Source organism: uncultured Proteiniphilum sp., assembly GCF_937873925.1.
In the GTDB taxonomy this organism is placed as follows: domain Bacteria; phylum Bacteroidota; class Bacteroidia; order Bacteroidales; family Dysgonomonadaceae; genus Proteiniphilum.
This window is the reverse complement of the sequence record NZ_CALNAT010000226.1, coordinates 1-19469: the sequence shown is the minus strand read 5'-3', so window position 1 is coordinate 19469 and position 19469 is coordinate 1. Positions and strand designations below refer to the sequence as shown.

Here is a 19469-nt window from a genome sequence, read left to right as displayed (position 1 = left end):
ATGTCGGTGTTCGCTTCCACATTCCCGACGTTGGGTGGTGAACCCTTTTCCTCACCTTAGGCTGCGCTCCATACGTCTTTCCATTTATCTTTACGCATGAAGAGTTTAGGCAAAACAGGTGGTGGCTGCCGGCCGCAGAATGCTGATCGTGTTTCCTTACTATATTGCGTGAAAATATTGTATGACTTATAGCAGATGAAACAAGCCCTATAGATGCAATAGTAATAAATCGCCGCCTTGAATAATTCATATTCTACTTACTTTTTATCCATAAGGTATCCCGGTTCTCTCCGAGAAGTCGTTTCGATTTACCTTGCAATTCCATTGATTTCTTTCCATAAGAATTCCAATCTGACAATATCAGGTGAATTACTCACTGATTTTACATATGTTATTGTATTGAAAAATGTTTCACCATTTTTTCAGTAAAGAAGATTTCGGCATAATAAGCATCTCCTGGGCGCTGGTCCAAAACGGCATACGTGTGTAATTGCAGCGTTTCAGGATCAAACTTGTATAAATTCAAGCTGAAAGGGGTTGTATAGTCTCTTCCCAACAAATACATTGCTCCATCTTTTTTAAAAAGCCTCAGGCGTCCAATTATATTCTGAATACAGTCATATTTTTCCGTGAGATTGACTTGTCTGATAACCTCAAATTTGTTGTTGGTTAAATGCATGCGTTGTTGTCCATCATATCCCCGTGTAGTCACAATAAATCCTTCCCCATATTGAATAAAAGAACTTTCATTGATATCTATTTCTCCAAATTCACCACTTAAATCACGCACAAATTCCCATGATTTTCCATTATCATTTGACACAATTACGTGAACTTTCCCATATTTCCATCCATCCTCTCCAATTTCTCCCACTAATTCAGGAAAAGTCATTACCAACATATAAACCTGCGGTCCAACAACTATATCTTCAAACACGTATCCGTATTCAATTCCATTTACAGATTGCATTTTTCGCATTGGATCAAAGTTTTTACCACCATCCTGAGAACGAGAATAGTAGACTCCTGTCCGATGATTTTTTCTGTAGCCGGGAGTAGGTACAATTTTTTGCACATCAACATAATTAACAATATCGTCATTCGGAAATTTCACCCATTCTCCCATTTGAAAGATAAGTTCATCTATATCGCCAATAATCCTGGTTTCAATTTCCTTCTCATTGATTATATCGTACCGCATAATTTCAAGTTTAGCGCCCGGATCTCCCCCGTGAGCCTGCCCACGCTTATAAGAGATCAAAATGGTAGAAGGGGTAATGTGTAATACGGAAGGGAAAGCGAGGTATGACCATTGGTCTAAATCTTCGGATGCTCTCAGCACTTTTTCATACTTTGTCCTGTATTTTAGCTGGACACACTCTTCCTTTTTTTTATTAGAATGGTGCGTCGCACTCACAGTACCAGGAAATACCACAAGTAAAATCAATAATATCATACTAATGTTTCGCGCTTTTCTCACATCGAACTCACGTTAGAAGTTGAATATTACCTATCTCGGCACTTTTCTTGCCTTTCCAAATACGGGCAACACAACAATAAGTCCACAACTTGCTGGTATGTTGAATTTTTCTATGCTACCATGCACAGTAGCACCCACCGAAAGTGTTTGCTCAGTATCATCTTTGTTATCAATTTCAAAGTATCCATCAGCGGAAGTCCATACCCTTTTACCTCCGACGTCAATTGAAGCATACATACCTCCGACCTCAGGTGAAGCACCACCCAAAGCTTCACCGTTGCCTATTCCGCTAGAAAACACATATCCTTTGGTTACATATTCCGACACGCTCCTGTCATTTCCGTCCGACGCCCGATCTATAATTGTATAATCAAAAGTCCTAAGGTTTTTTTTCCAATATTCTGAAACAGAATCGGATGGTTGAATACGCTGATTTCTCATGTCAACCTCAATGCCATTTTCAAGGATAATGTCATTACATTTGACGTATGTGCCGTTATTGTACAGCAGTACGACGTCATAACAGCTTCCCGGCGAAAACGGAGTGAAATAACGTTTATTGTCTTTGATAGTATCTAACAAAAGAGTTTCACCGGATTCTTTGGATATAAAAAACAAATTATGCACGCCGGAACGATCCGATTCGCAAGGAAGCATAAAACTCATACTTAAGCCGGGTAATTCGATATAGAACATTTCAGGGTGCCATTTCCCGGCTGAAATACCTGGACTATCTGCCGGACCACTTTGGGGATGATCTTTTGCTGACATCGGATTATCAAGAATAAACATCATTATCAGCAATATACATATAACATATAATAATTTTAAGAGCGTTTTTTTTGTTTCCATAATAATTCTACTTTGACAGATGCGAACCTAACCGACCCGCCAGGGGGGACAGTGTTTCTCCATATTATTAATTTTATCATTCGCGTAATCACACTTGATTATTCTGCTAAATTACTAAATATAAATGAAATATAAAAATATTATCAATATTATTTTTCAAAAAAAATGAAAATTTCCTCCGTAAACTATCCTGTACCCCCGGTCATAGTATCCTTATTTTTCAATAAGCTTTTCACGTATTCATTTCGTAAATATTTTTAAACTAAGAAATATATTCCTATAAAAATCAAAAGGAGGGTTATTGCTGTTATTTGTCTTATAAACTCTTTTTTTACAAACAAGAAAGAAATTATAAGGGCACACCAAGCTACAATCATGGCTATCAGTCCTGAATCAAATTCTTTCCCAAGTGGATTTCTAACGTATATATATAAATATGAGATTCCTGTCAGTATCAAGATGGGCCAAGATATTATTAATCTCTTGTCTTTCATAAATAGAATTCATTAGCTTCATGATTTAAAATCTAACAAGCAACACAAAGGAAAGACATATTCTTCCACCATAATCTTTTTTTGCGTTCAATTATACTCAAAAAACGAGAAAATATTTTAAATGGATTGGCGGGACGAAGTCCTGTCAATCGAGGCGAACGCTTGCACGGGAGACGAAACTCCAAAACACCACTTCCGTGAGCCTGACGCCAAACCGTTTGTGGGCAGTGTTATTCTATAGTTTCTCTATTTATTATCAATTGCGTATCAGGGAACATTTTCTTTATCCGCTTCATTTCAGCATCGTTAATTTTTCCTGATAGTCGTAATGTTTCAATTTTGATTTCTGATAATTTCTCAGGGATATTAATTTCATCTATAAATGCTATTTCAAGTTTTTTAATTTCTTTCAATTCAAAAATGGCGGCAGGAATTTCTTTCACTCGAATAGCAATACCACCCCAGGATTTATTATCAGATTCAAATTTTTGTTTTAATCCAACGTTTTCAACATCCTTCTTTCTTATCATCCAGCCGATTTTTGGAGTTAAGGCATAATTTTCTTTGTTTTGTTCAAGACCGACAAAACCTGCCCAAAGTTCCAATATGGTTTCTTCCTGGTTTTCATCAATATACTTTAAATCAACTTTTACGATCTCTTCCGGGAGGTTTTTCCCGCCTTCAAGTTCGTTCAGGTTGTTGCGTCTTCCATTTTTATCATATGGGAAAAACTTCACAATCCAACCGTCTATCATATTGGGTGCCCCATATTTCTTTTGAGAATGGTATTTAAACATATTCCGCCAAAATGTCTTGTTAATTTTTCCTTTAGATGCTTCTACAAACTGTTTTAACAATGGTTCCAATTCGGATATCCACCATTTCAAGTCGTATTTAGCCAATTGTTTTGTCTTATCCAACACTTTTTGCCAATCTTCCGTAGTTCCTTGTAAGGTTATTTCAGGTATTCCGCAAACAATATAAATGACAATAAATTCGAAGTACGGTTCCATGGCTTCCATTATTGTTATTTCGGAAGCTATTTGGGTTGTGGGTGTTGTTGTGGAAAAATTGGCAGATAACAATTCCATCAAATCATTTCCCGTGTGCAAAGCCATTTGGTTTCTGAATTCGGGAAAAACTTCTTCCCACGGGCTATCAGGATTTTCGAGAGTTATTTTGTCCGTTGCTACTACCAATGACAACTCGCCCGAAAAATCGACAAAGTGATGTCTTACATTTTCGGCATTGGCATTTACATGTCTTGCAAACCCCTGGCTTATGAGCAGCCATATCATATCGGGTGACAATACAAATGGCCTATGGTCGGCATACGCTTGATACATTCCACTAAAAAAAGAATGATAACCGTAATTCACAAGACTATCGGGCAATTCGCTCTGAGCAATAATATCATAAGGAAACTTTATACTATCCTTTTGTATTTTATGAGGCCATAAATCCACATCAGATGCAATAAGCCGTTCATAGATACTTTTGCCTGATTGCTCATATAATAATTTCTCGGGTTTAGATAAATCCTCTACTGAAAAAGTTATTCCATTTTGACAATAACCTTGCAACGAAGTGAATATACATAGCAATAAAGTCAATTTTTTCATTACTCCTTATAGTTTATTTTATCATTAGCACTATAATACTTTATTTGACACTGGGCTCTATCACGATTTCCTTTGTAAAACGAATCATTTTACCGGAACCGGTGACACCCTCCCCTACAACCTGATAAGTTGTGGGTGTGTCCGCCGCGTAAAATTCAACGATTGCTTCTCCTGTTCGGGAGAACTGCACATTCGGTTTCCAGTAGATTGTCGTGCGCAGGTCCGGCGTTGAAGATTCCACCTGTTCCTTTGTTTCGTATTTGGGGGAATAAAATTCCGCAGCCTGCTGGTACCCGAGCGGCCTGAATCTGTCGATATTAATGGATCTCGACCTTTGCCAGGTATTTCCACTGGTCGTGATCACTAACGCTCCGCTCGTATCGGGATAGTAGCCGAACATGGAAGTGTTGTCCTTCACGACAAACAGGTTGTCGATATCGTTCACATCCATGGATAAAACATCGAAATTGGGATAAACAACGTCATCAATTACGACCAGCACCGGCATATTGGACCGGCTGGTGGTTATTCTGTTTCCTCCTCTTATAACGATTCCCTGGGTGGCAAGCAAAACGGCTTGCATATTGCTGAAGTTTCTTTTCTTGATTTCCTCGGTGGTCACCAGTCCGGAAGAAAAAACGGGGGAGTAGTAACCCGACCTTTTGAATTGTTTCATGCTTTGGGCCGTGATCGTCACCTCTTCGAGCATCATTGTACGGATACCGTATTTCTGGGAATATTCTTCATTGGCCTGCTTCAGGTAGGAATCGATATCAAACTGGTCTTCGGGCTCGTCATGAATCCTTAATTGCCCCTTAACCGGCAAAGTGGCAAAGGTATAATCAGGATAGGTGATGGTATCGAGGTAGATGAAATTGCTCTTACCTCCCTTTTTGCTTAAGGACTGTACCGTGATCTCGGTGCTTTCAGGGAATTCCACCTTAAACAGGAAGTGCCCCTTTTCATCAGCTGTCGTGGTTTCGATGCTGGACAGCGAATCTAATGTGGCGTAAAGGCTGATTTTCCCTTCATCCATGCTTCTGAAAAATCGGGCTTCCGTTTTCCCACTTATCTCCTGGAACTGTTCGGGAAGGATTTCGGGAGTCTCTATTTTTCCTTTCAACACGTTAGGAATATCGTACCTTCTCCACCCCTGGGTCATCATCAACACATCGAGCGCGATTTGGTCCTCCCTGTTGCCGGTGAAATAGCTTGCCGGCGATTCAACATGGCCTTTCAGTTCTGAAGAGAGCAACAGCGTTGAAACCAGGTGGTCCGTCGTGTCCGGGATGACCGCGTTTTTATCAATGACAGAAACTGCTATATTGTTCTCTACCGACAGGGTATCCGTGTCCGTCAACCGGAGTGTAAGGGCAATACGTTGCCGCCGTTTGTATGCGGACGGCGGAAGTTCGGGTTCCAGATCCGCGAAATCACTCTCGTTGATATTGAAAATCAACCGTTCACTGATAATTTCATGACCTGCATCGAGTAGTAGGATACTTGAAATGCCTGACGGGAAAAATCCTGTTGGGAAGGTATAGCTGTCGCTCTGCGGCGGGCAGGGTTGATGGTACAGAACGGTACCCTTATGGTGGATCAGTAGCGAAACGGGATCCTCCGGGGCAGCATTCCCTTTCAGGACATGGACCAGGTAACGGTTACGGATAAGTTTCGCGTTGACGGTCCTTGCACGGGGATCCGGGGCCGGTAAATCGACCCGCCTGGTATTGCCGTCTTTTGTTTTACAGACGGCATGGTATGTTTCACCCTCTCCGGGAATAAAATTAAAAAAGCCCATTCCCAGTTTAAGGGAGTTGAACTGTACTATTTCTTCGTCTTTCGAATTGCAAAGGGTTCCTGAAACATCTTCACTAAGTCCCGAAGGATTGATGGCCTTGAATCCCACCCGGCAAATCTGGCCCGGGACAAGCCAGCCCCCTTCGGGATGGAACGAAACTTCAAAATCACCGGCAGGATAAGGTATGGGATAGTACCGGTTGTATTTTCGCCCCTCATGGATGATGCTTAACAGGAGGTTCCTGTTGTCCCCTTTCCCGGCAAGGGAGAATGTCTCCCTGAAATCGGTTATATTTTTCGGACTGAGGGTTTTTACAGGTTCCCCCGGAGGCTTAAGGGTTACGATCTCCGGGATAATGGTATCCCCGCTCTGTCGATTCACAAATTTGAAGCTTGCATCCACCTTGTTTTTATCGACAGTAAAATCCGGTAACGGTTCTATTTGCAGGGAGTAAGGATCAAGCACGTTGATCGTTTTCCTGAAGAATGTCCCGTTGCCCCGGTTCCGCATATACCGGGTGTATGCCCTTATCGTGTAGCTCCCCTCGGGAAGTTCCTGGTCCAGATCGAGGTAGCCGGCGTATACGCCGGTACTGTCGGGACGGATTTTAATACGTTTGACTAATTCATCAAAGGGATTGAACAGTTCCACATAAACGTACCGGCTCATGAACATCGGCCTGTGGTTCATCGCGTCGACCAGGTGGCTGCGCAGCCAAACCCGCTCTCCCGAGAGATAGTTTGACTTGTCGGTCTGGACGTATATCTTCTCATGCGGAAAATAGGCCTGCTGTTCGGAAAACCGGCTTGCCACCGAACCTGATTCCTGAATAATATCCTGGGCGGAGAGAATACCGGAAAAATGGAAAATACAAATAATTAAAAGAAATCTTTTCATAATTTGTTGTTTTAGGTTCAAGACAATCCCGATAATCCTTAGAAATTGTCCTGAATCGTATGAATAATCAATGCTATGTTTATTTATGGTTGTCATGTGTCTTATAAATTCTCGCTTTATCAGAAAATTAAATTTTATTTTGCTACTCTGTCGTGTCGGGAGCCTAAGAAAGTAGTAAAGGAATGGGTATCCACTGATGGTCGAAATCTTTTTGGACCCTAAGCCATACATTTTTTCCGCGGGTTTCGAGGCGCATATTCCATCATCCAGATGGGCTCTTCAGGTATAAGATTATATTTTAAATTGATAAAATAACAAAATTGGATTATCATCTTCTTTTATCCTATCAATCAACGTTAATATTTCTTCACCTTTTACATTTTCCTTAAACATGTAAAGTATTGCAGGCTCAATTTTCATCACTATTGAATTTTCATCACGGCTATTTGAGTAAAAAGAATTAGTCCCAATATCGAATTGAGTATTTTGAATTCCCGGATAACCAATAAATGTCTCTTTGTTTTTGTCATATATACAAATTGCCTGGTTTGTATTGAAGATGATATATTTTTCATTTTCTATAAATTCTGTTATTGAGTAAATGTATTTTTTTTCTTTACATTCACTACGAAACTTTTTCAAATCCTGTTCTTTGGATAAATGTCCAGGCACATTGAATCGTCCAAAATCCATAGTGTATTTTTCAGTCAACTCTTCTTTAGTAACCTGATATACTCTATTATCAAATCTCCTTGTATAATAAAGATGCTTGCTCCTGCTTAAAGAATTTCCGGTATGGTACAATTTATTGGCAATATTATCTCTTTTTTCAAGTAAATTGCCAAGCTGTTCTCCATCACGGCTCATACACCATATTTCATATTTATTCAAATCACTCTTACTTGATTCAAATCTGTTGCAATAGATATAGCCGTCATTCATAGCAATATTCATAAAAAGACCGTCATTTCTTATCTCATTCACGAATTGGCCATTATACTTAAATCGCATTATTTTGTAAGGCCTGTCACATAACAATAAAATCTCCTCTTTTTCTGCATCCAGGCAGAAATCCATTAATGACAAATACTCTCGTGGACCATTCCCTATATCCTCAATTTTATACAGGTAATTTCCCTGAGTATCAAAAATACATATTTTATCAAGTGATTTATCTAAAATAAATATATAATCATTTGTTTTATAAATACGGCTTATTTCCCGTATAAAGGAACCATCATTTGTCTCCAATGCTACAACATGGCACTCATTAAAGAGGATAGAATCGTTCAAAGTATAGTCTACAAATGTAAACCCATCAATATTTTCAGCTCCTTTTCCGTTTTCCGGTTCAACTTTATTGGAATTTAAAGTACAACCCAGAAACAATAGTAAAAATAATAATGAATATAATCTCATAAGTGTGTATAAAGAATTTAGTATTCTCCATCGAGTCTCTCGGAACAAGTTTTCTTTTGCCTTAATTAAGAGGGGTAAAACTTCCCTTCACTTTTATAGAATCTTTTGGATTCTTTGTCGTAATCTGAATCACCCCGTTCTTCGCTTCATCTCCATAAGTTTTGATGGCATCCTTATCTTTCAATACAGAAAACGATTTAATATTGTCCTTATTAACCATCGAGAACTCTTGCGAAGAGATCCTCTTGCCATCCAAAAAAATTATAGGGTCTTTCTGGGGGTTATTCCCATTATTTTTACGACTAATAAAACTTATAAAGAATTCAGCATTCATCGAGTCTTTCGGAACAAGTCCTCTTTTGCTCTGGTTAAGAGGTGTGGAATTTTCCTTAACTTTTACAGAATCTCTTGTTTCTCGTCGAATCGGCTCTTGTTGAACTGGTTCTTCCCTAACCGGTTCTACTTCTATCATTTCTTTTTCAACCGACTCCCCGCCCTTTTCTTCAGTGATACTCGCGTTCAACTTCGATACCGAAAGAGCGGTCATGGTAAGGAACAACAGGAAGAACGCTATCGAGTAACTCCATTTTATCCGCTTGGTTGTTTTGTTTTTCTTCATCTTGGTAATTTGTTTGTGTAAGTCCATACCGTTCCCCTGATAAAATAGCTTGGTTGCCGATCTGGACGAAGATCTTTTCTCTTTCGTTTTCATTTTAACTTTTCATTTTTTCGCCGGACACCTGTGTCTCTTTTTGTCAACAGCAGCGGCAGAAGCATCCATATCCCGATAATCGACATGATCAGGCCTCCTATTGTGCCGGCCGCCAACGGAAACCAGAAACCTTCTTTCTGTGTTCCTATCATAAAGGGAGTAAACCCGAGAATAGTGGAAATAATGGTCAGGAAGATAGGGACAATTTTGCTGTTCCAGGCTTTCAGGTAAGCCCTGACGGGAGATAAGAGCGGTTTTTGTTTCCGTATCCGGTTGTAATCGTTCAGTATATAAATGCTGGCATTCACGGTAAGCCCCGACAGCAGGATGAAAGAAGCGAATCCCCCTTGGTCGAAATTCAATTTGAACCAATAGAATGTCAGGAAGATACCGATAAAGGATACGGGAATGATAAATATAACGGCAAAGGGTTGCTTCAGGGAATTAAACAGGATAGATGTGGTAACAAAAATAATCGCCACCAGTAAGCCTATTAAAAAGTACTGGTTATTGTCCTGCTTACCCCAACCCCGGTAAGAACTTTCCCGACGGGCACTATAACCCATGGGAACCTGTTTGTTGAATTCTTTAATTTCCCTGTCAAGAACATTCCCTCCCTGCATGGAGGATCCGATATATTCGTATTGCAATACCAGCCGGTATTGCTGGTTTTCTTTGCCCACTTCCTGCGGTGCCTGCCCTTTGTCTATTCCGGCGACCTCACCCAGTTTATAAAAACGATCCCCGACACTGCGCCCGATATGTTCCAACGCCCATACGTCATACTCTTTCGACTGCCTGCTGCCCAGTACGATATTTTCGTTCTCTCCGTCCATAACAACCGAAGCGACCCACATATCACGGGTAAAAACCGGTTGCAACGACCTGAATACTTCACCGGGAAGAAGCCCCCGGGTTGCCAGCCATTCCTTGTCCAGTACAAAAGAAAACTCCTGATAGTCGTCCTTATACCACGAGAAATTGGAATTGACGAGTACCTCCTTTATACGCCTGTACGACAGCAGGCGGTTTTTTAACGTATCAGTCCAGGCCGAGAGTTCATCGTAATTGTATCCGTACAGTTTTACACGGTATTGCCCTGCTGATTCCCTTACATCGTTACTGAATCCCCTATCCTCCAATCCGGATACGCTCCAGCTCCCCCCTCCGAGTTCCAGGGCCCTGCTTATCACCTTGTTTTTCAACTGGTAGGGAAAACCTCCCTGTTCGTCCTCTTTCCGGAAGAAAACGCTGATTGATGCCCGCCGGGCACTGGAGACACTTGTCTGGAACTGCCTGATTTCGGAAAAACCGCTCAGGTAACGCTCCATTTTCACGATCAGGTCGTTCATCTGCGGTAAAGTAGTTCCATTGGGCATCGATGCGGCAATGGTCAATACCGTTTCCTCTTTACGGGTAAAATAGCTCCCCCGGTACACTTTCTCGGTAAATAGCCGCCACGTACCTCCCAACGCCTTGTCAACGACCGGTTTCACCTTCTCCTTGTATGTAGTATTTCCCACTATTTTATTGTATTTCAACGCAAATGGAGTGGTCTTATCAATCCTGTCAGGCAATAAAAACACAGGTAACCCAAAAAGTAAAACAACAGCAACGAAAGCAATCCATTTCCGGCGGTTCATCAGATGGATCATCTTTTCATAACCGTGCGTAAAACGGATACTCAACCGTGCAGGAGAAAAAAACAGGACACGATGGCGGCGGCGTTTTCTTTTAACCAGCCGGATACGCTCAATCAGTGCCGGGACAAACAATGTCGCCACACAGAGGGAAACCATCAGGTTAATAATTAATATAACGGCAAAATCCTGCAGGTTTAGTCGTATTTTCTCATCCAGCAGGAAAATCATGGATAGCGCCCCCACAGTAGTCACCGTGGCGGTCAGTATAGGCATAAAGGCCTTCCGGTTGCCTTTGTGGATCATATGATCGGTCATGATGATGGCGTTATCGATGATCAGGCTGAGCGAAATGGTGATGCCGGCAAGAGAATAAAGTTGGATTTCCAGTTTGAACAGGTAATAGAAAATGGCGGCAATGGCCAAATCAATAAAAAGACTGGCGGCAATCAGGAACAGATAGCGCAAGCTACGTGTCATAAGCAGTACGAAGAGTAACAGGATCAGCATGGTCATACCACTGCGGATATAGATCTTGCGAAGTTCCGCCTTAATATAATCGGTTGCGTCGTAACTGGCATGTATCTCATAACCAGGCGGCAAACCGGCTTCTATCTCCGTCATCTTTTTCTTCACTAATCCGCTTAATCGCAATTGGTTGGCCGACTCATCGGCCGTAAGGGACAAATAGATGGAGTTAAGCCCATTGATACGGTAATAACCCGAAGGCGCCCTTTCGGTATGGGTAACTGTCACCAGTTGGTCTAAACGGATAAGCGCTCCTCCCTTATTGATAACGAAGATAGATGAAGGATCGAAACTGTCTTCTTCCATGTCCGAGAGCATCGTTATACGTATCCACGAAGAGAGTCCGCTTTGGGATTCGGTTTCCGCCATTCCCAGAAACTGAACGGCATAATATTGCGATATGGCCTGCCGCATATCATTTACGGTCACCCCCACGGTTTCTAACATACAGAAATCATATTCCAGTTGCCATTCCATAGGCGTGGCGCCGCTCACATTGATCCTGTATAATCCTTCAATATCGCTGAGCGCTGTTTTAATGATATTCTCAGTATAGCGTTGAATAACAATGGGCGTGGCAGCGGAGTTGACGGTATATGTCATGAAGGGGCGCGATGCCTTTTCGTCGGAACGGTTGACCGAGATGGAGGGATAGGTCACACTGCGGGGCAGTTCCGGCCATACCTGGCGGATAATGGTCGATACTTCGAAGCGGGCCACATCGATAGAGGTGTGCTTATCGAATTCGATAGTGATGCTTCCCCGTCCGTTTCCGGAAGTGGAGTAAATGTTGCGGATACCTTTCACGCGCGCCAGCATCGATTCTATTTTGGAAGTGGCCTCCATTTCTACTACACGGGGAGCATTTCCCGGCATGCCGAAGCTCACCGAGATAGTCGGCAAAGTACGTGAAGGAGCAAGCTTTACCGGCAGCAACGGGATCAATGCCAGCCCCACAACAGACAAGCATACAAACAGTACAATGACCGTGAACGATGATATATATCTTTCCCTGCTCAAAATCAAAATTCTTTTATTGTCCCGTTATGTTCCAGTCGAATGTATCGGCAATCGGCACGCGTTTCTCGAAATCGTATAACGTCAGCTTTCGTATTTTAAAATAGCTCTGCCAATAGTTACGCAGCGCCGAGATATAGTTGCGCTGGGCCGACTGCCGGCGGCTTGCAGACAGCGTAAGGCTGTTGATATCGGCTTTGCCGATAATAAAACGTTCCCGTGTCTGTTCATATGCCAGCCTTGCCAGTTCCACGGCTTCCTCTGCACTACGGATAAGCTGCTGCTGAACAGTAAAGTGCCCTACCGTCATGATCACATCTTCCTCGAGTTGCACTTCCCTTTCCTGTGCTGTAAGTTTTGTAATATTGAGGTTGTTCTTCGCCATATTATACCTCCCTTTCCGAACTCCCCAATCTACCAGGGGGACAGACAGCCTAAGCGAAACGATATCCTGCTGTAACGGATTTTGATAGGCTTGCCGGAAAGATTCCGCAACCTGGTTAAATCCGATGCTGGCCGATACCCCGGCATTGAACCGCGACTCGATTTTAGTGCGTTCCAGCGATTGTTCCGATTGCAATACCTGTTGTTCCGAATCCAGGTATCCGGGATTATTTTCCCTGGCAAACAGTAATGCATCATCCACTGCCACAAACATATCTTTAGGGTAATCAGGCAACTTCAATGTGATTTTCCTGTTTTTGTCGATGTTCAGAAAAGCAGCCAGAGCGAACATACTTCTTTTCAGGTTGATATCCGCATTTTGCAGGCTGTTTTTCGCATTTACCCGGTCCAGTTTCAGTGTCAACAGGTCGGCTTGCCCGATGGAAGCTATTTTATGCTTTTCTTCTCCTATCTTATAAAGTGTATCGGAGCTGGCAAGATTTTCCTTTGCCAGTTCGTATTCCGCCTGGGCCATAGCCAGGTCAAAAAAATAACCGGCAGCGGTTTCAGCCGTTTGTTCTAGTTGGTAGAGCAGTTCTTTCCCTGCTTTTTCGTACTTTACGGGAGCGATCTTCTTCTCCCATTTGAAGGCATTATACCCAAACAGTTCCTGCCGGTACCCGACACGGATCGGGACACTGGTAAACTGGCTGTAGGAACGCTCCCCAAAATTACGGATATATCCCAACTCGGAATCGATAAAAAATGTTCCGCCCGTCAGGTCGAAATTCTGCTGTGCCGCGAGGTTCCCGTAGCTGTAGAGAGATTGCTGACGGCGATAGATATCGATATTCTGCTGGGAGTCATACCGACGCGTATAATCCCGGTTATACGATAAAGGAGTCATATAAAGTGTCAAAGAGGGCAACCGCCTCGCCTTGAACGACCGGTACTCCCAATAGCCGGCCATGTAACTGTTCCTGGCCCGGAAAGCCGTAAGCGAACTGTCGTTGGCTAACCGCACGGCAGCATACAGGTCCAGTTCAATATGTACCTCCTGGGCATGGCTTTGGTATGAACAGAAACTCACCAAGCACAACATGTATATAAGGCAAGAACGCGTCATAATAAAAATTACTAATTACAAATTATCAATTACTTTTCACTTATTCACCTTCCCCTCATCAAATCACCACACCCACTTTCCCACCTAATCACCTAATCACCCTCAGATTTCCTATATATAGCCCAGTAAAGCAATGGAATAAAAAATACGCTTACGAATGTCCCGATGATCATGGTGCTGATCATGGTAATGGCAAGCGGTTTCTGTAATTCAGACCCCATATCGAAGGTGAACAGGATGGGTATCATTGAAAAGATGGAGGTGAGGGCCGTCATGATAATAGCCCTTAACCGCCTTACACCGGCAGTGTGGATCGCTTCCATCAAAGGCATTCCGCCTTTCCGCAGTTCATTGATCAGGTCTATTTTCAGGATGGAGTCATTGAGAATTACTCCGGTAGTGACCACGATTCCGATAGCGCTCATCAGGTTCAGGGTGTTACCTGTGAGCCATAGTATAACCAGGGCAAAAGCGATATCGATAGGGATTTCCGTCAATACAATGAAGGGTTGCAGAAAATTCTCGAACTGAGAAGCCAGTATAAAGTACATAAGCAATACCGATATCAGCAGGATGACAGCCAGTTCACGCAACATCTTTGCATTGGCAAAGAAATTACCGGAGAAAGCCGAATCCCACGTACCGGCCTGACGGATAATATCTGAAGCTTTCTTCATGAATTGTTCGGGATTATCCATTTGGTGATAACGCAACGGGATATATTCCCCGTTCTTTCCGGCAATAATGGTTTTGATATCTTCACCTGTTCTTACATTGATCAATGACGAAACAGGTACGCGCACCGTTTGCGTACTGTTAGACGGGCGGCCATTCACAAACGTTTCGTGCAATACTTCCCCGATAGTTTGCTGTTTTCCCGTGATCGAGATCGGCAGGTATTGCTGGAAGGAGCGCAGTACAGCGACCTGATTATCACGGAAAGCGATTTTCAGGGCCTGGTGGATCTCATGCTGCGATACACCGTAAAGCAACATCCTTTCCTTATCAGGTACAATTTCGTACTGTTGCTCAAAAGGAACACCTTCAGCCTGCTTTCCGGTAGTTTCAAACAGCAGGTTCTCCATTTTACGTATTTCTACCGGATCGGGGATCATCTCCCTGTTCTTTGTATAAAGCTGCACTATAATTTCAGCTTCCGCCGTATCAAAAATCTTTTCAAACACATTTTCAGGCGGAGAGAAAGAGATAACGGCTTCGGGATAATGATGCGCCATCCAATCACGCACATGCTTTTCCAACTGTGCGACGTCCGAAGGTTTCGCGGTTTTGAAGTAAAGTTGGGCTTCGGTAGTGGTCAACTCATTGTCCTTATCCAGAAGATATTGGCGTTGTCCTATATAGCAGGCATTTTCAACCGCATATTCTTCCGCATGTTTCAGCAGTCCGGCTATCCGCCGCCCATTTTCATCCACATGGATATTTTCGTTCCACTCCACCATGGAGATCGTTTCTACATAGTCCAGCTTAGGCATGGAGGTTTTGGGCATGGCGTTAAACAGGAAAACGCATACCGGGAAGGAGACCGCCAACAGGGCCAGGAAGAATATCTTATGGCGGAAAACGTAATTGATGCCCCGGTCGTAGAAGGGGAATACCACCCCGTCTATTTTCCGTTGCATCCGGGCAAAAAAACCGGAGAAATCCCTTTTCGTAACCTTTCGTCCGTATGCCAGTTTATAGAGCACCGGCAGCATAATAATCCCCGTGAGGTATGACACCAGCATCCCGACGGTCACGGCAAAAGCTTCGGAATAAAAGATAGCACCCGCTATACCGCTCATAAACACCAACGGCACAAAAACGGCTATCGTGGTAAGGGTAGAGCTGAGGATAGGCATGATCACCTCTTTGGTTCCTTTCTCGCAGGCATCATCCAACGGATATCCCTCACGCCGGTATTGTGTGATGATATCGGTAACCACGATGGAGCTGTCGATCATGTTTCCAAGGGCGAGGATCAGGCCTGCCAGGGTAATGATGTTGATCGACTCTTTGAAGAGGAAAAAGAAAATGAAAGTGGTGATGAGGGCAGTGGTCATACTGATGCCGATAATCACCGGCGATTTGGCATCTCCCAGGAACAGGAGGGCCACGATGAAGACAAGGATAAAACCCATGATAAGGTTCTCCTGCAGGTTGGAAATGGTATAATCAAGCAGTTCCGTCTGGTTGCGGTTCACGGTGAACTGCACATCGGGATAACTTCGCCCGAAGCTCCTGAGTGTCCTGTTGAGCGACAGGCGCAGGTTCTTCATCGTTTCGTCGGCCTGCTTGATGATGCCGATGGTGATGGCCCGTTTTCCGTTGACCAGCGACATGCCCGATTCGGGCTGGCGCACGATATCGATCGCGGCCAGGTCCTTCAACTGGAAAATACGCCCTCCCTTTTCAATAAAAATGTTCCGTACCTCTTCAGGTGTACGCAACAGGGAAGAGAATTTGATATTATATTCGTAATAACCGTCGCGTACGACCATGCTCCCCGGTTCAATGTTATTGGCTGAGAGTACGTTCTCGATATCGTTCAGCGTGATCGAGGCAGACTCCAGCATCGGGAGGTCAGGAACTATCTGAAGGTGTTTGTACATTAATCCCGTCATATCTGCCATCGCTACTTCAGACAGTTGTTCGATACGCCGTTTGATGACGTTATCGGCGAATTCGGACAGATCCAGGAATTTCTGCTCGTCGGTAACGCCGTAAGGTATATCGTCTTTCAGGGTAAGGTTCACGTAAAAGACGGGCAGGTCGGTGGCGCTGGCCTTGATCACCCTCGGGCGGCGAAAATCACGCGGCAAGCTGTTCATGGCCGCGTCAATTTTTTCGTTTACCTCGATAAATGCCAGGTCGGTATTTGTTCCGTAATCGAATTTCAGGCGGATGATGGCCGATCCGTCCCGTGTTTCACTCCGGATATCGCGTAGCCTTCCCACTTGCATCAGTTGCCGGCGGATCGGTTTTGTCACCGTGTTCTCCAGTTCCCGGGCGGAGGTATTGTCGCCCGATACCTGCACGGTGATCTCGGGAATGGCGATATCGGGCAGTAGCGACACCGGCAGCGTGTTATAGGTAATGACACCAATGATCACGCATGCCAGGAACGACATTAACACGGAAACCGGGCGCTGGAGGATAAATTTCAACATAGCTTAGGGATAATAATGCACAATTATTGTTCCGGACCTTCCGGTTCTTCCGTATCCGCGATCACCGTTACGGGCGATTCATGCGCCAGGTTGATGTTACCGCTGACGATGACCCGGTCGCCCTCTTTCAGTGTTTCACCGGTAATGGTATAATTACCGGCATTCTCTAACCCGGTCTGCACATAGTTCCAGATCGCTTTGCCATCTGCCAGCGTGAAGATCACCTGCTTGCCCGTGCGCAGCACTACGGCACTTTTGGGAACCACCCACTGTTTACCTGCCGACCGGAAGATATTCACCCGGGCATTCATCCCCTCCACCAGGCGCGGGTGGTATGCCACCGATGCTTTTACCTGCAACATGCCGTTTTTGTCGACCCACGGGTTGATCTCGGAGACCTGCCCTTCCACCCCTACTTTCGGCAGGGAAAAAGGGCTAACGGTTACCCTGTCACCGTTCCGGATCAGGCCTAGTTCGTTCTCCAGCACGGTGAAGGAGACCTCCAGCGTACGCGTGTCGACAATATGGCAGAACACCTCGGAAGATGAAGAGAGCGTGTGGGGTTTGGCGAACAGGTTGGCGACCACGCCGTCGATGGGAGCCGTAAGCGTAGCCCGCTCCAGGTCGTAGGTTGCCATATCCCAGCTTGTTTGCGCCGTGTTAAAGCCGCTTTTTATCCGGGCAAGCTGCATCACCTCTTCCGGCACGACCTCAGGGTTGTCAAGCCTGAATCCCTGTCCTATCAGTACGTCCTGCATTTCAAGCCGGCTACGCTCCAACACGTCTTTTGCCTGTGACAGCCTGTTATGCAACCTGAGGGTATCCAGCACCGCCAGTCGGTCTCCCCTGGTTACGCGGTCACCGTTCCTGACAAACACCCTGGAAATCACTTCCGAGGTTTGGAACCTCACCTCTGCCACCGTCCGTGCCGATATCTTGCCGTTGCTCACCAGTTCGTGCTCGAAATCGGTATATACAAGCGGCGCTACGGTCACTTCGGCCTGTTTGTCGGGAGGGAGTTCCCTGACAGTTGCTTCCGCGTTCTCTTTCTTCTCCTGATTGCATGAACAAAGGCAGAGAAAAACCAGAAAAATTAACAGTCTGGAATTAAAACGGTTTATCATATAATTTAATATTTGTTTCATGATAGCCCATGGCCTAACACATTTATTCTATTTTTTTCAGTATTCTCTTCCGTCTGGATGTACCTGACCGGGTATCCACTGACTTCCATACCAGCCATGCTTTCCCTACGACCAGGTCGTCGGGAAGCAATCCCCAGTAACGGGAGTCCCGCGAATTCTCCACCCTGTCACCTCCCATAAAGTAGTAATTATGGGAGAAAGTATAGTCATGCAACGGATTCCCGTTGTCCCGTAACGTATCGTTCTCCCATGGAAGGGGATAACCTTTCTCCCACTCGATGATCTTTTTATAGAGTAACGCATTTGTCCTGTCCAGTGTGATACGGTCTCCCTTGCGGGGTATATAGAGGGGCCCGAAATCTTTGATGTTCCAGTTCAAGACAGTATCCCCGGGGAAGGCATTATATACCCCTTGCGGGAAAGCCTTTTTTGGTTTCCGGCTCATGGCCAGTTCTCCCTCGTAGTTCCCCAACCGTTTCGCGGTATCGGCATTCACGCTATAGATACCGTTCACGATGCGCAACGTATCACCCGGAACACCGATACAGCGTTTGATATAGTATTTCAGCATGTGCATCTCAATCTTGTCCCGTTTATTCGGATAAGGAATATGAAAGACAACCACATCATTATGCTTGACACGGGTGTAACCCGGCATGCGTTTAACCTTCACTTCTTTCCCCTCCACTGCGCTGAACAGGTCAAACAGCCGGGCGCCGTAAGCCAGTATTTTATAAGAACCGAACACGAATACCCGGAGGACAATAAAGCCGGATACGACGATGGAGGTATAGTAAAACAGGTTCAGTACTACCTTGCCTGTTTTGCGTACGATCTTCCCGGTTTTATTCATACCCTGCTCCTTTCTCTTTCAATATTTTTCTCACCTCATCGCGCATTTCCGTGACAGCCATGGAATGGACTTTCGGTTCTTTTTGCAGTACGGCGTTTGCCGCGCGGATCATCTTTTCCGGTTGATAATTGGCCGGATCGGCATAAAGTTTTACCAGTAAATAGTAGGGATAAATGCGTTCGGGCAACAGCCATGTAGAATTTATATAGCAATCCCCGGCCTTGACGTATTCCCCCATTTCATGGTAATTGCGGCCTTTCACATTGTAAAACATCGCATCACAGCTTATTTCCAATCCCCGGCCAAAGATGCTGTCGGCCTTCGCTTTCTCC

At 44.3% G+C, this 19469-nt stretch carries 11 protein-coding genes and 1 pseudogene; all 12 read right to left on the bottom strand.

What is annotated here, in order from left to right:
* Positions 1–391 precede the first annotated feature (391 nt).
* Positions 392–1480, bottom strand: a complete 1089-nt coding sequence (locus Q0502_RS15375; RefSeq protein ID WP_298652605.1) for a sialidase family protein — start codon at positions 1478–1480, stop codon at positions 392–394.
* A gap of 30 nt (positions 1481–1510) precedes the next feature.
* Positions 1511–2332, bottom strand: a complete 822-nt coding sequence (locus Q0502_RS15370; protein ID WP_298652602.1) for a hypothetical protein — start codon at positions 2330–2332, stop codon at positions 1511–1513.
* A 724-nt stretch (positions 2333–3056) separates the two neighbouring features.
* Positions 3057–4448, bottom strand: coding sequence for a DUF4419 domain-containing protein (locus Q0502_RS15365; protein ID WP_298652600.1), 1392 nt, complete (start codon positions 4446–4448; stop codon positions 3057–3059).
* A gap of 40 nt (positions 4449–4488) precedes the next feature.
* The gene (locus Q0502_RS15360; RefSeq protein ID WP_298652598.1) at positions 4489–7146 is read right to left on the bottom strand and encodes a hypothetical protein; all 2658 of its coding nucleotides are present in this window, start codon (positions 7144–7146) and stop codon (positions 4489–4491) included.
* 291 nt (positions 7147–7437) lie between these two features.
* Positions 7438–8565 (bottom strand): 6-bladed beta-propeller, encoded by a 1128-nt coding sequence (locus tag Q0502_RS15355; protein WP_298652595.1) that lies wholly within the window; start codon positions 8563–8565, stop codon positions 7438–7440.
* Positions 8566–8626: 61 nt separating this feature from the next.
* Entirely contained in the window at positions 8627–9184 is a 558-nt protein-coding gene (locus Q0502_RS15350; RefSeq protein ID WP_298652592.1) for a hypothetical protein, read from the bottom strand.
* Positions 9185–9273: 89 nt separating this feature from the next.
* On the bottom strand, positions 9274–12471 hold the full coding sequence (locus Q0502_RS15345; RefSeq protein ID WP_298652589.1) for an efflux RND transporter permease subunit: 3198 nt from the start codon (positions 12469–12471) through the stop codon (positions 9274–9276).
* 7 nt (positions 12472–12478) lie between these two features.
* Positions 12479–13972, bottom strand: a complete 1494-nt coding sequence (locus Q0502_RS15340) for a TolC family protein (RefSeq protein ID WP_298652586.1) — start codon at positions 13970–13972, stop codon at positions 12479–12481.
* Between the two features lie 92 nt (positions 13973–14064).
* Positions 14065–17139 (bottom strand): efflux RND transporter permease subunit, encoded by a 3075-nt coding sequence (locus Q0502_RS15335; protein WP_298652583.1) that lies wholly within the window; start codon positions 17137–17139, stop codon positions 14065–14067.
* A gap of 23 nt (positions 17140–17162) precedes the next feature.
* Positions 17163–18263: an efflux RND transporter periplasmic adaptor subunit gene (locus Q0502_RS15330; RefSeq protein WP_298652580.1), complete on the bottom strand. Its 1101-nt coding sequence runs from the start codon at positions 18261–18263 to the stop codon at positions 17163–17165.
* A gap of 43 nt (positions 18264–18306) precedes the next feature.
* A complete protein-coding gene (locus tag Q0502_RS15325; protein ID WP_298652577.1) occupies positions 18307–19137 on the bottom strand; it encodes a S26 family signal peptidase in 831 nt (276 codons plus the stop codon).
* Positions 19130–19469 (bottom strand): annotated as a pseudogene (locus Q0502_RS15320) (polymerase); the annotation flags it as partial. The gene Q0502_RS15325 and the pseudogene Q0502_RS15320, both read right to left, overlap by 8 nt.

Coding starts and splice junctions, on each gene's coding strand:
- Q0502_RS15325 (WP_298652577.1), bottom strand. CDS start 19,137: ATGAATAAAACCGGGAAGATCGTACGCAAAACAGGCAAGGTAGTACTG.
- Q0502_RS15350 (WP_298652592.1), bottom strand. CDS start 9,184: ATGAAGAAAAACAAAACAACCAAGCGGATAAAATGGAGTTACTCGATA.
- Q0502_RS15335 (WP_298652583.1), bottom strand. CDS start 17,139: ATGTTGAAATTTATCCTCCAGCGCCCGGTTTCCGTGTTAATGTCGTTC.
- Q0502_RS15330 (WP_298652580.1), bottom strand. CDS start 18,263: ATGATAAACCGTTTTAATTCCAGACTGTTAATTTTTCTGGTTTTTCTC.
- Q0502_RS15370 (WP_298652602.1), bottom strand. CDS start 2,332: ATGGAAACAAAAAAAACGCTCTTAAAATTATTATATGTTATATGTATA.
- Q0502_RS15340 (WP_298652586.1), bottom strand. CDS start 13,972: ATGACGCGTTCTTGCCTTATATACATGTTGTGCTTGGTGAGTTTCTGT.
- Q0502_RS15360 (WP_298652598.1), bottom strand. CDS start 7,146: ATGAAAAGATTTCTTTTAATTATTTGTATTTTCCATTTTTCCGGTATT.
- Q0502_RS15355 (WP_298652595.1), bottom strand. CDS start 8,565: ATGAGATTATATTCATTATTATTTTTACTATTGTTTCTGGGTTGTACT.
- Q0502_RS15365 (WP_298652600.1), bottom strand. CDS start 4,448: ATGAAAAAATTGACTTTATTGCTATGTATATTCACTTCGTTGCAAGGT.